This window comes from Shewanella sp. SP2S2-4 (genome assembly GCF_031932025.1).
Classification (GTDB): Bacteria; Pseudomonadota; Gammaproteobacteria; order Enterobacterales; family Shewanellaceae; genus Shewanella; species Shewanella baltica.
The window spans coordinates 147,877-162,767 of record NZ_JAUOER010000003.1; the positions used below are offsets into that span (position 1 = coordinate 147,877).

11 protein-coding genes are annotated in these 14,891 nt (G+C 45.1%); all 11 read right to left on the reverse strand.

Going from position 1 to position 14,891, the window contains the following annotated elements:
- Window positions 1-240: 240 nt before the first annotated feature.
- The gene (locus tag Q4Q54_RS04330; RefSeq protein WP_311890867.1) at window positions 241-522 is read right to left on the reverse strand and encodes a DUF1315 family protein; all 282 of its coding nucleotides are present in this window, start codon (window positions 520-522) and stop codon (window positions 241-243) included.
- Window positions 519-836: a hypothetical protein gene (locus tag Q4Q54_RS04335; protein ID WP_006081737.1), complete on the reverse strand. Its 318-nt coding sequence runs from the start codon at window positions 834-836 to the stop codon at window positions 519-521. Before Q4Q54_RS04335 ends, Q4Q54_RS04330 begins: the two co-directional genes overlap by 4 nt.
- 12 nt (window positions 837-848) lie before the next feature.
- The gene (locus Q4Q54_RS04340) at window positions 849-1,976 is read right to left on the reverse strand and encodes a M14-type cytosolic carboxypeptidase (protein WP_006086776.1); all 1,128 of its coding nucleotides are present in this window, start codon (window positions 1,974-1,976) and stop codon (window positions 849-851) included.
- Window positions 1,977-2,200: 224 nt separating this feature from the next.
- Window positions 2,201-2,881, reverse strand: coding sequence for a response regulator transcription factor (locus Q4Q54_RS04345; RefSeq protein WP_311987797.1), 681 nt, complete (start codon window positions 2,879-2,881; stop codon window positions 2,201-2,203).
- Window positions 2,882-3,142: 261 nt separating this feature from the next.
- Window positions 3,143-5,704, reverse strand: coding sequence for a TonB-dependent receptor (locus Q4Q54_RS04350; protein WP_311987798.1), 2,562 nt, complete (start codon window positions 5,702-5,704; stop codon window positions 3,143-3,145).
- Window positions 5,705-6,698: 994 nt separating this feature from the next.
- Window positions 6,699-7,703 (reverse strand): Holliday junction branch migration DNA helicase RuvB, encoded by a 1,005-nt coding sequence (gene ruvB / locus Q4Q54_RS04355; RefSeq protein WP_006081741.1) that lies wholly within the window; start codon window positions 7,701-7,703, stop codon window positions 6,699-6,701.
- A gap of 44 nt (window positions 7,704-7,747) precedes the next feature.
- Window positions 7,748-8,365 carry a Holliday junction branch migration protein RuvA gene (gene ruvA, locus Q4Q54_RS04360; RefSeq protein ID WP_311987799.1) on the reverse strand — a complete coding sequence of 206 codons (618 nt, stop codon included), beginning with the start codon at window positions 8,363-8,365 and terminating at the stop codon, window positions 7,748-7,750.
- Window positions 8,362-8,883, reverse strand: a complete 522-nt coding sequence (gene ruvC / locus Q4Q54_RS04365) for a crossover junction endodeoxyribonuclease RuvC (RefSeq protein ID WP_006081743.1) — start codon at window positions 8,881-8,883, stop codon at window positions 8,362-8,364. Before ruvC ends, ruvA begins: the two co-directional genes overlap by 4 nt.
- 103 nt (window positions 8,884-8,986) lie before the next feature.
- Entirely contained in the window at window positions 8,987-9,733 is a 747-nt protein-coding gene (locus Q4Q54_RS04370) for a YebC/PmpR family DNA-binding transcriptional regulator (RefSeq protein ID WP_115334537.1), read from the reverse strand.
- A 294-nt stretch (window positions 9,734-10,027) separates the two neighbouring features.
- Window positions 10,028-11,806, reverse strand: a complete 1,779-nt coding sequence (gene aspS / locus Q4Q54_RS04375; RefSeq protein WP_287479486.1) for an aspartate--tRNA ligase — start codon at window positions 11,804-11,806, stop codon at window positions 10,028-10,030.
- A 184-nt stretch (window positions 11,807-11,990) separates the two neighbouring features.
- Window positions 11,991-14,801: a transporter substrate-binding domain-containing protein gene (locus Q4Q54_RS04380; RefSeq protein WP_311987800.1), complete on the reverse strand. Its 2,811-nt coding sequence runs from the start codon at window positions 14,799-14,801 to the stop codon at window positions 11,991-11,993.
- Window positions 14,802-14,891 lie beyond the last annotated feature (90 nt).

A 14,891-nucleotide genomic window follows, 5' to 3' on the forward strand; every position in this document is an offset into this window, starting at 1 on the left:
GTAGTTCTCAATCACTAGCAACAAAAAAGCCCATATTTAATGGGCTTTTTTATGTTAACTCAGATTAAACGACGTCAAATGAGTACTTGTCTAGGTGCTTTTACAGAGAGCTATTTACAGAGGCTATTTGCATTGAAGTTATTTGATACTAAATCAATATTAACGTCACATAAACAGCTAGTCCTAGATCCACGCCTAACATCTTAGCAAACTCAAACCACCTTGAAGTCAGTGAGTAATTTATAAATCCTGCACTTTAAACTCAGCAATCGGCTCACCGCGGAATTGCTTTTTCAGCTCGGCTTTAGACAATTCATTGATTTTACCGTCAGGCGCAATAGTGAAATGCTCAGTTTGCTCAAGCTTGCGAGCTTGATACAACATCACGACCTGCAGGGTCGATTCACGCTGCGCTTCACTTAACACAGTGCCATCTTCCCACTTACCCAGCTCTGCTGCAGTACGAAGCCTTTGATAGACTTCAATGGGCATTTGATCGATCACTTGATTAATATCTGTCATACACTTTTCCGCTTATGTAACACGATTCTGACTCGTGTGATGAGATAACCCACAAAACCAAACACAAAGCATATTCCAGCTATATTCGCCCGCATACCTTCGGCAGGTTCACCACCCCAAAACCAAATCACCACACCAGCAATAAACAAGGTCATAGCAACAAAACTCTGATTCATTAAGCTGCTGGACTTTTGAATATGACTAATGCGCGATAAAGACTCATTGTCACCATTGGTGCTCGCTTGACAATGGGGACATGAAGGCGCCTTACTCGACATCCGCTTGCGACACACTGGACATTCAATTAATGCCATATCAGCCTCGCCCTAACGTAATTTATCAACAACGGCGAGCATGGCGATAAGCGATGCTTCACCTAAATAAATACTGCGCTCTGGCGACCAACCCACAAAAGGATCGGCCAGATTGTTATTGTCTTTAAAAGGCATTTCGAGGGTATTGGATAAACACTCAAAGGTCTGAGCGACCCAATTAGAGGCAACCGTTAGATTCGCTTGGCCTGGCTCGTCTTTGTCATAGCCAAACTGAGTTTGGAAATCGGCACTGGCTAAGGTCAATGCTTGACTGAAGTCCGCTTGCAGCTGCGCCAGCTTATCATTGTAGGCAGGCACGCCCTCACAACCCGCTAGAAACACATAAGGTAAGCCTTCATCGCCGTGGACATCATAAAACAAGTCGACACCGGTTTGCTGCATCTTGTTGACAACGTGGTACACCTCGGGACTCTTTTCTAAACTCGGCGTTTGCCACTCGCGGTTAAGATTGATGCCAATCGCATTGGTACGCAGATGGCCTCTGACACTGCCATCGGGATTCATGTTCGGCACTATATAGAAATTGGCTTTGTCGAGCAGCGCTTTGGCAGTTGGGCAATCATTATCGAGTAACCGATTCACCAGACCTTCGACTAACCATTCAGCCATGGTTTCGCCCGGATGTTGTCTGGCGGTGATCCAAATATTGCGTTTAGAAGGATCGCCATTCCCTACTTTCATCAGGGTAATATCGCGGCCATCTAAGGTCAGGCCCAAATGCTCTAAATTGACATCTGGGTGTAACTGGGCGCTGCTGAGTAAATCTAAGTGACGCTCATAGCTGTATGGCGCAAAGTAAGCGATTTGAATCGCATCGCAATCCAGCTCTAAGCTAATGCTCAGTTTGCCGTCTTTATACTGTGTAGGAATACGGAACCAATGCTGACGGTCGTAACTGGCTACTGCTTGATAGTCTTCCCATCCCTTGGTATAGGAAGCCGTCCCCGCGTTGATGATATTTAAGGTGTAATGGTTACCCACCTCACCTTCGAATCGAAAATTGAACCATTGATAAAACTCGCCGCCCGCATCGGGACGAATAGCAAGTTGAATATCGTCTTTATTATCAAGATTGACGACTTGGATATTTCCGCCATCAAAGTTGGCACTGATCCGCATAATGATTCCTAATAGGTTGTTAAAGCTAAGGGCAGTTAATGGCACGCGACTGATAGCACGCGGCACATTTTATTATATGGCCGATAGGATAAACCAAAACATCCCAAGGGGAAAACGAAAGCCAGTAAAATCAGTCAAGGCAGTTGCAGTCGACCTTTTATTGACCAAGTTTCACGCCAAACATCCCTCAAACTTAGCCGTTAACGAGGTGGTAAACGATGGTGTTAAGCCATAAAACTATAACCTTGGCCTCGCACTGTATTGATTAAGTTACGCGGCAAGCTGATGTTGGCTAATTTACGGCGCGTGTTACTAATGTGCATATCAAGATTGCGGTCAAATCGGCCCAGATCTTTTTGTAATACTGAGCGTTGCAACTCTTGTTTCGTGATGACTTGACCTTTTCTTTCAAACAGATATTTAAATAATTTAAATTCGGTTTGAGTCAAATCTACATACCGTGTACCAATGGTGATCCTATAACTCATATCATCAAAGTTAATCACTTTCGCCGCCACAGTCGCTATTTGCGGCGAGTGAGATTGACTGACACAAAGACGCCGCTCTAAAGCACGTAAGCGCACAAATAGCTCTTTGATACTAAATGGTTTACTCAAAAAATCATCGGCCCCCAATTCATAACCTGTGATGCGATCGTCTTCATTATCCCGCGCAGAGACCATCAATACCGGCGTTGAGCATTCCCGCGCTTTTAGCAGCTCAAAACCATTCATTTGCGGCATGACCAAATCGAGCACTATGATGTCGGGTGCAAAACGTTCAATACATGCCAGACCATCGACACCATTCACCGCACATTCAACTTCATGTCCTTGCGTGCCCAAGGCATCGGCCAACCAAGCACTAAACAAGGGATCATCATCGACTAAGAGTATTTTACTCATCCTTAAAACCCAAACGAGAATCTATATCATTTATATTACCATGCGAATCGAGATGACTCTAGACCTATTACATTCGTTAAGAAGTGTGATGTTGAAAACTGTGAACAAAATACGAAATTTAGGGAAAATTAAACGAAAATTGGCTATTCAAAAGTGAAGAGTAAAATGATGCTTAGCCACTCAAAAATCTGTGTCTGGTTCCATTTCGCAATAAAAAAGCGCCCTAAGGCGCTTTTTAAACACTAAGAGTATTAACTTAGCTTAGAACTTAACCGTTACACCACCGTAAATAGTACGGCCAATGGTGTCGTACACTTCAGGAACTGTACCTGCATCACTACCGTTAGTAACGTATAGAGGCTTCTCGTCAGTAAAGTTCTTAACACCTAAGCTAACTGTGGTGCTGTCATTTACGTGATAAGTCCCTGAAATATTGTGATACAGAATAGAATCAACACCTCTTACCGCAGCAAATGGTTCATCATTCACATCATAGTCAGTGTAATTATCATTCATAGAACGGATATAGCGGTTGAAGTACATTACACTCCAATCATCTTGACCCGCAGAAATGCTGAAGTTGTTACGAACACGAGAGTAAGCACCGAAGTTCCCATCGATAGTGCCAGTATAGTTTTCACCATCTTGCTCATAATTAATGAGGTATGTAGTGTCATTACTGACTTTCCAGTCTAACCCAAACAATGCAAAGCTATAAGCTAAGTTGAAATCAACACCGCTAGTATCCTGTGACCCAACGTTTGTTAATGCACTTGTTAAATTAAACAAATCACCATCGGCAGTAATATTGAATGTACTACATGCTTCAGCATCACCTTTATAACAATCATCTAAACCAACTTGAACATCTGCACGAGCAATAGCATTGGTTACTTTGAAACGCCAGTAGTCTAAAGTCAGAGACATACCATCAATATAGCTTGGTGAGTAAACTAAACCAGCGGTATATGACTCAGATTCTTCAGGTTTTAAATTTTCATCAGATGTGCGATTAACTAAAATCTGTCCAGTTTGTTCACTCAGAGGTAACCAAGGGTTCGTTAAATAATCAAAGGAACCTGAATTACCACCATATAATTCAGCAACACTTGGAGCACGGAAACCTGTAGCAGCGACAGTACGTAACATAAGTTCGTCGGATGCGACATATGTCAACCCAATTTTCCACGTAGTTGCTTTACCAAATGTTGAATAATCATCTAAACGCAGTGCAAATTCACCCGTTAATTTTTCTGTAAATGGTACGCTCACTTCTTGGAAAATAGAGATAACGTTGTAGTTACCACTTGTAGGGTCTTGCTGAGCAGCAGTACTATCGCCAGCGACAACAACTGGATCTGGATTATAGAAACCACTTTCACGACGGTATTCAGCGCCAATCGCAAAGCCCACAGCACCCGCACTTAAATCGAAGAGTTCACCATTCAAACCTGCAGACAACGTTTGTTGTTCATTGCCACCAGTTGATTTCTCGTCATACGAAACGTCTTTCATCTCATTCGTCAGTGGAGACCCTTCAAACCACGCATATGGGTCTGCATAAATAGAAGCAGCCATTAATGTTGCGTTAATTGAGTTATCAACACCAGTTTTAGCCTCGTTCTTACCAAATGTGTAGTCCACATTCCAGTTCATACCAGTATGAACATCCAAAGAACCCGCTAATCCACCAGATAAACGCCAAGTATCAGTATCTTGGCTGTAAACACGAGGTCCAACATCATTCATACGTCTGTTATATTGCACTTGTCCGCGAGCGTCAGCTTTAATCCCTGCATCAACCATGCTTTGGTCAAGATTAAGGCAACCAGCAGTTGGATCTGTCACTCTTGGGTCGCCACAAACATTTAATTTGATTTGAGCAGGCTGTGCCGCAAGCTGTTGGTTTGAACGACGATTGGTATAGATAGCATCCGCGGTTAGTACCACATCATTACCTAACTCTTGTGTCATATTTGCAAATAAGCTACGGCGTTCGCTTGGCGTTTGGAAGTAAACGTCATTCGAATAATCATAACCTGTGGCTCTGTTAACCCAATTACCATTTGCATCAATAACCTTCTGGTTTAATGCACCAGTTGGAATAATTGAACTCGTATTATCGAGTGGGTCATACCAATCTCGATCACCTTGGATAACACCACGACGGTCAGCATAAGCAGCACCAAAGGTGTAGTTACCACCCTCTGTGTTGAAACCATATAATGCACTTACATCACCACTCTCACCGTCACCTTTGTCAGTGCCACTGCCGTTAAAATCGAGCTGGAAACCTTCAAAGTCTTTCTTAGTGATAATGTTCACTACACCGGCAATCGCATCTGAACCATAAACCGCTGAGGCGCCATCTTTCAGAATTTCAACACGTGCGATCATAGCCACAGGGATTGAGTTCAGATCCACTGCACTATCAGCACCAGAACCTGAGTTCACCATACGACGGCCATTCAGTAATACAAGCGTGCGCTGTGAACCCATACCACGTAAATCAACTTGCGCGACGCCATCAGCACCATTGTTAGTGCTTGAACCCACGGCTGCACCCGCCATAGATGTTTGTACTTGTAGCATTTGGTCAACAGAAGTAAAACCTTCCGCTTTAATCGCAGCAGCATCAATAACGGTCACAGGAGAAGCTGTTTCCATATCTTGGCGCTGAATGCGTGAACCCGTGACTTCAATACGTTCAACTTTTGCTTTCTCTTCCGCTGCAAATACGCTTGTCGTAACAAATGCACCTGAAGTGATAGATGCAACGATAGCTAAGTTAATAGCCGACGCAACTTTGGTTCTTTTGATCATGTATGAATGCTCCCTAGATCTTACTATTATTTTTATGCTTACAGCTTGTACAACTATTGATGTACTAGTGTTGCACTCGATACTGAGGATTCACTTTAACTCCGTCAACACTCAAAATATTAACCAACGAAAAAGCAATGTTAAAAAATCTAGGTTACTTTGTTTTTATTTATGACGCATATTTTCAATAAAACTTAAGCATCATATTTTATTAGAAGTTAAATCTTAATGAGGACAAGTAATAAGTGATTAACACTGTTAACGAGTTACTTTTATGAAACATGTTCAGCATCAAAAAGTGTGATCAGGATCACGTTTAATTATTCAAGCGAGAGCCGTAAACTGGAATGAGATACTGATTAACCACCACTTAAATTGCATAGTCATGAACATTAGCAACTTATATGCAGCCATAATTATGGAGATAACCTTGCTAAATCAGTGCATAGCAGAAGATACAAACAGTATCAATTGTGCTATTTATGCACACAAAGAAAATCACCTTCGAAATTTAAACAATATTGCTACAAGTTATTCCGTATACCAAACCCTAGCAAAAGATAACTGTAGTGAGTATTTGTGTTGAGGATTTAGTAACCTAAGGCAAATTATTAAATTAAGTTAATCTCAGAATGAAAATCAATTTTGATAGTGGATAGTTCATATTTCTGCTCAATAAACAAACTAAATAGATACATTTGTTAATTAGTTTAGGTTCGCGTCAATTAACTATAAATATACAGTTTTCTGTATAAAATCTATTATAATCGTCTAAATACTGAGCTTAAAAAGACGGGAAGTTCTGGAATGCTGATACAACTTAATAATGAGAAACTCATAGCTATCAAGTTTTAAAAAGTCTTATATTTAACGCCATTTCAAACGCTATTCGATTTGCCAAAATCTCACCCCTATTGTAACCAAAGTTAAATTTCACCCATAAAAAAGCGACCACTTAGGTCGCCTTTCATTATCGGTATTATCAAGCAAATGGTTATTCAGGTTTGATTAGCTCAAAATGCTGGTATGCCCGTGCGGTTGCAATGCGGCCGCGGGGCGTACGTTGGATAAACCCTTGCTGGATCAAGAAAGGTTCTAACACATCTTCGATGGTTTCACGTTCTTCGCCTATGGCCGCGGCTAAGTTATCTAGCCCAACGGGTCCGCCCATAAACTTGTCGATAATAGCCAGTAATAGCTTGCGATCCATATAATCGAAACCTTCACTATCCACATCTAGCAAGTCTAAAGCGTGTTCAGCCACAAACTTGGTGACTGCGCCATCATGCTTCACCTGCGCGTAATCGCGCACGCGGCGCAGCAATCGGTTAGCTATTCGCGGTGTGCCGCGGGAACGGCGCGCAATTTCAAATGCACCTTCGGCATCAATATCCAGCTCCATTACCTGCGCCGAACGCGTGACTATGGTGCTTAAATCTTTGATGTTATAGAACTCAAGCCGTAGTGGGATCCCAAAACGCGCCCGCAGTGGTGAGGTTAACGCCCCTGCCCGTGTTGTAGCGCCTACTAGAGTGAACGGCGGTAAATCAAGCTTAATAGAACGCGCAGCAGGCCCTTCACCTATCATGATATCGAGCTGATAATCTTCCATCGCCGGATACAAAATCTCTTCTACCACAGGGCTTAATCGATGGATTTCATCGATGAATAACACATCACCGGATTCAAGATTGGTCAAGAGAGCTGCGAGATCACCCGCTTTTTCAAGCACTGGCCCTGAGGTGGATTTAATGTTTACCCCCATCTCGTTCGCCACAATCATAGCCAAGGTGGTTTTACCCAGTCCTGGCGGACCGTAGATCAACATATGATCTAAGGCTTCATTACGATTCTTTGCCGCTTGAATAAACACCTTAAGTTGCGCCCGAGTGTCATCTTGGCCCGTGTATTCATCGAGCATTTTAGGGCGCATTGCCCTGTCGATGGATTCATCTTGAGCTTGGATCTGCGGCTGGATGAGTCTATCTGCCTCAATCATTATTATTCCTTCTCGCAGCTTTCATCTTAATTATCATCATTCAATTAAAGCATCGACTTAAGGGCAGCTTTGATCAGTGTTTCTGAATCCATGCCCTCTTTGTAGGCTGCAGAAACCGATTTGCTCGCCTGCGGCGGTTTATAACCCAGCGAAATTAAAGCTGAAATAGCATCTTCTTCTGCGCTATTGACTGTCGGCGCAGGAGAGTAATTAGATTGCAGCACAAACTCACGCTCTGAGCCTGCAGAGGCTTCCATCAAGCTCTTGAGCTTATCGCGCATTTCTACCAGTAACCGCTCGGCGGTTTTCTTGCCAACACCCGGTAATTTCACTAAGGTCACTATGTCATCACGCTCAACACAACCGACAAAGTCACCTGCAGTCATACCAGATAAAATGGTCAGTGCAAGCTTGGGACCTACACCATTGGTCTTGATCAGTAAGCGAAATAACGCCCTTTCCTGCTTAGTGATAAAACCATAAAGTAACTGTGCATCTTCACGCACCACAAAATGGGTGTAGACCATAGTTTCATGGTTAACTTCAGGCAGCTCATAAAAACTGGTGAGCGGCATCTGTAACTCGTAGCCCACACCATTAACATCGATCAAAATTTCTGGCGCTTGTTTCTCAACTAACACGCCCCGTAAACGACCTATCATCTGTACCGTCCGTATGTTCTTGCCGTTGCCCGGCCACTCAATGCAATTAAACTCTGGCTGGTGTGATAATGACACACAGCAACACCGAGTGCATCTGCGGCGTCAGCTTGTGGGGCTGCGGGTAGTTTAAGTAGTTGTTGGATCATGTGTTGTACTTGGGCTTTCTGTGCTCGCCCTGTGCCAACGACTGCACTTTTAATTTGAGTCGCACTGTATTCCGCCACAGGTAAATTGGCGACAGTGGCGGCGACAATGGCCGCTCCGCGTGCTTGGCCAAGCTTGAGCGCAGAATCGGCATTTTTTGCCATAAATACCCGTTCAATCGCAAATTCGTCCGGTTGATACTGACGAATAATTTCAGTGATCCCATCAAAAATTTGCTTGAGCCTACCAGGAAGCTCTTCAGACGAAGTGCGAATACAGCCACTGCCGAGGTAAATCTGATGCCGCCCCTGACATTGGATCACGCCGTAGCCTGTGATCCGTGAACCTGGGTCAACACCTAAAATAATTGCCATTTAATGCCTTATATGGGATCTGAAATTGAGTCCCTGTTCCTAAGTTAGCGTGTGCGAGCTGAAATTGGCCTACATTGACGCCCAAATCCAGCTCACAGTCAATCTAACCTAGGCTTGCCATCACGTCATCGGAGATTTCCGCATTATGATACACTTCTTGCACATCGTCATGATCTTCAAGGGTATCGATAAGGCGCATAAATTTTTCGGCTGTGTCTAGATCAAGCTCAGCTTTCGTCGAGGCTATCATCGCGATTTCAGCGTTATCTGCCACAAAACTCGCTTTATCGAGCACATCTTTCACCATATAGAAATCAACGGGATCGGTGAAGACGTCAATCGCGCCATCATCATAGCTGACGATATCTTCCGCACCCGCTTCAAGCGCCGCTTCCATCAATGCATCTTCATCGGTTCCCGGCGCATAGGATAACACCCCACGCTTAGTGAACAGATAAGAAACCGACCCATCCGTGCCTAAGTTGCCGCCCGATTTACTGAACGCATTGCGCACACCGCTCACAGTCCGATTACGATTGTCCGTCATGGTTTCGACCATCACAGCGGTGCCGCCTGGGCCATAACCTTCATAGAGAATGGTTTCGAGTTGCTGACCTTCTAATTCACCGGCGCCGCGTTTAATCGCGCGCTCAACCGTGTCTCGGGTCATATTGCCGCCGAGGGCTTTATCAATGGCGACACGTAATCGTGGATTGGAATCGGGATCTGAGCCGCCTTCACGGGCTGCGACGGTTAATTCGCGAATGAATTTAGTAAAGAGTTTACCGCGTTTAGCATCTTGAGCTGCTTTACGGTGCTTAATGTTGGCCCATTTACTGTGACCTGCCATGGGAAGTCTCCTTAACTGAGGTGTCATCGCATAGCTTATCAAGAGCCGAGGTGTAATGGATTGAATAACGGCTATTTAGAATTGAACTAACTGATATTGATAAGCAAAGAAATGACGGTTCACTAAAACAGACCGAGGCTTGAGCCTCGGTTTTCGGTACGAATAAAAATAACTGATAAGGACTAATGCTAATAGACTAACGCCAATCGCCTTTCACAAAACGAGTTACACAACGTCGACTTGAATAAGATCAATTTGCATAAGATCAATTTACAAAAGCCCTCTTACAAAAGATCAGTCTTCCGCTTTAACAGCTTTCTCAACCACGGCAATGCCAAGTTCAGCTAACTGCTGTGGATTAGCAAATCCTGGTGCGTTAGTCAGCGGACAAGCGGCTGTAGTCGTTTTCGGGAACGCCATCACATCGCGGATTGAGCTAGCGCCCGTCATCAGCATGATGATGCGGTCTAAACCAAACGCTAAACCTGCATGTGGCGGAGTACCGTAACGCAGCGCTTCTAACAGGAAGCCGAACTTCTCTTTAGCTTCTTCGTCGGTAATACCCAAAATACGGAATACAGCAGACTGCATTTCTTGGTTGTGGATACGCACTGAACCACCGCCTAATTCGCAGCCGTTTAATACCATATCGTAAGCATCAGAAACGCGATTAGCTGGGTTAGCTTCAAGTTCTGCCGCCGTGACGCCGCGCGGTGCGGTGAACGGATGGTGAACAGCGTGGAAATTGCCGTTGATTTTCTCAAACATTGGGAAGTCAACCACCCACAGTGGACGCCATTCGCCTTGTAATAAGTTGAAATCTTCGCCCGCTTTAAGACGCAGTGCGCCCATAGATTCGGCAACCACTGTCGCTTGGTCAGCACCAAACAGGATAATATCGCCAGTTTGCGCGCCAGTGCGGCTGACGATTTCATTGACTATGCTTTCGTTTAAGAATTTCAGCACAGGTGATTGAATGCCTTCTAAGCCAAGGCTTAGGTCATTAATCTTCATCCACGCTAAGCCTTTAGCACCATAGATGCCAACAAACTTCGTATAATCATCTATTTGCTTACGAGACAGTGCAGCGCCGCCTGGAATACGCAGTGCAGCAACACGGCCTTCTTCGTCGTTTGCAGGACCAGAGAATACCGCAAATTCCACTTCTTTGAGTAAATCGGCAATGTCCACCAGCTCTAATGGGTTACGTAAATCGGGCTTATCTGAACCGAAACGACGCATCGCTTCGTTGTAGGTCATGCGAGGGAATTCGCCCAGATCCACATTCAGCATTTCAAGAAACAGACCGCGCATCATCTCTTCGGTTTTCGCCATCACTTGCTCAGAGCTCATGAAAGACGTTTCGATATCGATTTGGGTAAATTCTGGCTGGCGGTCGGCACGCAAATCTTCATCACGGAAGCATTTTACGATTTGATAGTAACGATCAAAGCCTGACATCATCAGCAACTGTTTAAACAGCTGTGGCGATTGTGGCAAGGCAAAGAACTGACCTTTATAAGTACGGCTTGGTACTAAATAATCGCGGGCACCTTCTGGGGTTGCCTTGGTCAGGATCGGTGTTTCTATGTCTAAGAAACCGTTTGAGTCGAGGAAACGACGCACAGAACTGGTCACTTTAGCGCGGAAAATTAATCGCTGCGCCATTTCTGGACGACGTAAATCTAAGTAACGATACTTAAGACGTTGCTCTTCGCTGTTGTTCTGGTAGTTATCCATGCTCAATGGCAGCGGATCGGCAGCGTTGATGATAGTCAGGGCTTGGCCTAAGACTTCAATTTCACCGGTCTTCATTTGACCATTGACTTGGCTGTCAGGACGGGCGCGAACTAGGCCTTTAACCTGAACGCAAAATTCGGCGCGCAGCGTGCTGGCGACATTGAACACCTCAGGTAAGTCTGGATCATAGACCACTTGGATCAGACCTTCTCTGTCTCTTAAATCTAAAAAGACAACGCCACCCAAATCACGGCTACGATTAACCCAACCTACCAAGGTAACTTCTTGTCCAACGTGAGACTTATTGACGTCTCCACAATAATGACTGCGCATCTAACTCTATCCTTTATCCGGAAACCGGTGCTTTGGAAATAATCAAAACGAGATAAAAGCGGCATTATAGTAAAATAATGCCGATTACCAAAGTACTTCACACTTAGGCGGTGAAGTATCAAACAGTTTTACGCCCTTGACTAGAGGCGAACGCACTATCTGAGCATGAGCGTTCAAAAAAACATCAAGCTGAGCGATAACAACGCCCGCCGCAACTTTTTGCTTGGTACATCAGTTGATCGGCTTTTTTCAATAAGCCTATCGCGGTATCACCATCGCGGGGATAAATCACCACGCCCATACTGACCGCTATGCTGACACTGACGCCTTGAATAAGCAAAGGGCTCGACAGTGCCTGTAGAATATTATCAGCAACTTGGGTTGCAGCATCGAGATCTTGCACACGATTTAGCAGGATAACAAATTCATCGCCGCCAAATCGCGCCACGGTATCTGATCCACGGATAACCTTGGTTAACTTTTGGGCAACCTGTACCAGCAATTCATCGCCAATCGGATGACCATGTTGATCATTAATCTGTTTAAAGCCATCCAAATCGATGAATAGCAAGGAAAAGTGTGCTTGCTCGCGCTGATGGGACAGCAAAGCTTGCGCTAATCTGTCATCGAGTAAGGCGCGGTTCGGTAACTGAGTCAAAGCATCGTGGTTCGCCACATGCTGCAAACGTTTTTCAGCAACTAATCGCTGGGTGATCTCACGATTTAAGCGGCGATTCACGAACAACACCGCCACCATCACTGAGCATAAGACTATTACGCCAAATACGATATAACGCAGCCATTGCAGATAGTTAGCGCTTTCTGTCGCCACTGTAAATGATACCCAGCGCGTATATATTTTTTGTTGATGTTGAGCATCAACCAAAGCCAAGGCTTTGTTAATCAGTGGCACCAGCGGCGCAAACTGAGGATAAACACCAATATGGCTATGCTGATCGGCAAGATCGCTCAGCAGCGACATTTTCAGTGTCGGGTAGTGGCTGGTTTTAAGTTCGGAGGCCAACGTCACTACTTTATCGATAAACACATCCGCATTGCCATTCGTCACCGCCGCCAATCCCGCCTGCGTGTTTGGCACTATCACTAACTTGAGTGAAGGTTCTAGACTCATCAATTGGGCCACCAAATGATAGCCCTCGACCACAGCTACCCTTTGTCCTGCGAGCTGGGCAATATTGAATACCGAGACTTGCTCCAATTGCGACACTAATGCCCACGGCGATGGCCAATATGCCTCACTAAACGCTAAACGCTGCTGGCGCTCTGCCGTTTGGGCGACACTGCCGGCTAAACTCACCTCGCCCTTTTGCAGTGCGTCGATTAACGAATGCCAATCATCAAAGGCAACGGGCGTCAGCTTAAGTTTGAGCTGTTCCTTGAGTAATTTGACGATATCGCTATTGATCCCCGCAAACTCGCCCTGCTCATCCATAAACTCCATCGGCGGCCACTGCTTTAAATAGCCCACTTTAAGCTCGCCTACACTTTCCACATAGGCCTGTTCTACAGTGCTTAGGCTGACATGGCGCTCAGCTTGGGAAAAAACATGATCTTTGGGATTGAGCATCCATTTATTTTCAATATCGGCAAACTCTTGATTGCTAATATTGTTAAAGCCATTGGCGATCCGCTGCGTCAGACCAGGATCATCACTGCGAGTCAGCACATAAATGTTGGTGCTAAATTCGAGATTGGGATACTGGCTAAAGTCAGACCAGCCTTTATTGAGCAGTAAATAATGGGATGTCCATGCACCCGAAGCCACAAAGCCAACAATCTCGCCCGATCTTGCGCCCGCGACCATGGCATCCATATTGTCGTAATAACGCAGTGCCATTTGGGGTAAGGCTTTACGTAACTCCACCAGATAAGGCGCCGTCGGCACCACCCCGATACGTTTACCTTTTAAGCTGTCTAAATCGGTCAACTGCTGCTGAAAGAGAAACAAGCGGCTCTTAACCGTATATAAGTGCCAAGCCCGATTAAGCCCCGTTTTGACATCATCACTCTCTGGATAACCAATGTGCGCATCGGCAAGACCACGACGAACATCATCCACACTGGAGTTCATATCGCCAGAAATAAAATCAACGGCGATTCCGGTTTTCTCGGACCACAATTGCCACATGTCCACATACAAGCCATGGGGTAAACCATCGACCCCTAAGTCCACAAAAGGCTCGGCGCCCAGTTGCATGGAAATAACAATCCCAGCTTGTTGACGTTGATAGCCAAGCCATCGTCGCTCTGTTTGTTGGATAAAGTGCGGATCGAGCGCGGTGAAACCTTTATTGATCCTATCAACTAAATCGAGATTGCCCTTTTTGACCGCAGGAACAAATTGCATCGCCTTAATTTGGATACGCGCCGTATTGGGATAATTCGCGGCAACCTCTTGGGACGAAGCGGGATCTTTCAAATAACCTTCTAAGCCCGCAAACACCATAATCTCGCCGGCGGCGACCCCAGCGAGTAATTTCTCACGACTTTCGTAGCGTTTAAACACGAGTTGAGGTTCGATACGGTGCAATTCCGCTTCGTGGGATGAAGCCGCCACCACACCAATTTGAAATGGGATCAGTTCTTTAATGGACTTTTTACCCTGCAGGGATTTATGCAAATACAAAAAAGTCCCAACATCGGCGATGGGCACAGCAAAGTCGAACTCTTGCTCACGCTCAGGGGTTTTCCCCATGCCGATATGCACTTGCGCCTTACCTTGCCGCAGTTGATCAAGGGACTCGTGCCAATGGCGCGCCACAAAAACTACTTGGGTATGGCTTTGTTTCGCCCACTCTTTCCATAAATCGACCAGTAGTCCGGTCGGCTCGCCGTCGTTGTCGACATATTGATAGGGAAAGCTATCTTCACCCATCACCACAATTAATGGCTCGTCGGGCAATGGACTTGCCTGCCCTGTTATGCTCAAAAAACAGCCGCACAAGATCACGATTAAGTGGATCACAAACTTCAAGTTGAGCCCTTAGTACTTGATGTACATGTAACGATTTTGTTATCTATGGCGTATTAGACAAAAATTTATCGCAAATTACCAGTATGAGAC

Coding starts and splice junctions, on each gene's coding strand:
- Q4Q54_RS04340 (WP_006086776.1), bottom strand. CDS start 1,976: ATGCGGATCAGTGCCAACTTTGATGGCGGAAATATCCAAGTCGTCAAT.
- ruvC (WP_006081743.1), bottom strand. CDS start 8,883: ATGGCAATTATTTTAGGTGTTGACCCAGGTTCACGGATCACAGGCTAC.
- Q4Q54_RS04330 (WP_311890867.1), bottom strand. CDS start 522: ATGACAGATATTAATCAAGTGATCGATCAAATGCCCATTGAAGTCTAT.
- Q4Q54_RS04335 (WP_006081737.1), bottom strand. CDS start 836: ATGGCATTAATTGAATGTCCAGTGTGTCGCAAGCGGATGTCGAGTAAG.
- Q4Q54_RS04370 (WP_115334537.1), bottom strand. CDS start 9,733: ATGGCAGGTCACAGTAAATGGGCCAACATTAAGCACCGTAAAGCAGCT.
- ruvB (WP_006081741.1), bottom strand. CDS start 7,703: ATGATTGAGGCAGATAGACTCATCCAGCCGCAGATCCAAGCTCAAGAT.
- Q4Q54_RS04350 (WP_311987798.1), bottom strand. CDS start 5,704: ATGATCAAAAGAACCAAAGTTGCGTCGGCTATTAACTTAGCTATCGTT.
- Q4Q54_RS04345 (WP_311987797.1), bottom strand. CDS start 2,881: ATGAGTAAAATACTCTTAGTCGATGATGATCCCTTGTTTAGTGCTTGG.
- aspS (WP_287479486.1), bottom strand. CDS start 11,806: ATGCGCAGTCATTATTGTGGAGACGTCAATAAGTCTCACGTTGGACAA.
- ruvA (WP_311987799.1), bottom strand. CDS start 8,365: ATGATAGGTCGTTTACGGGGCGTGTTAGTTGAGAAACAAGCGCCAGAA.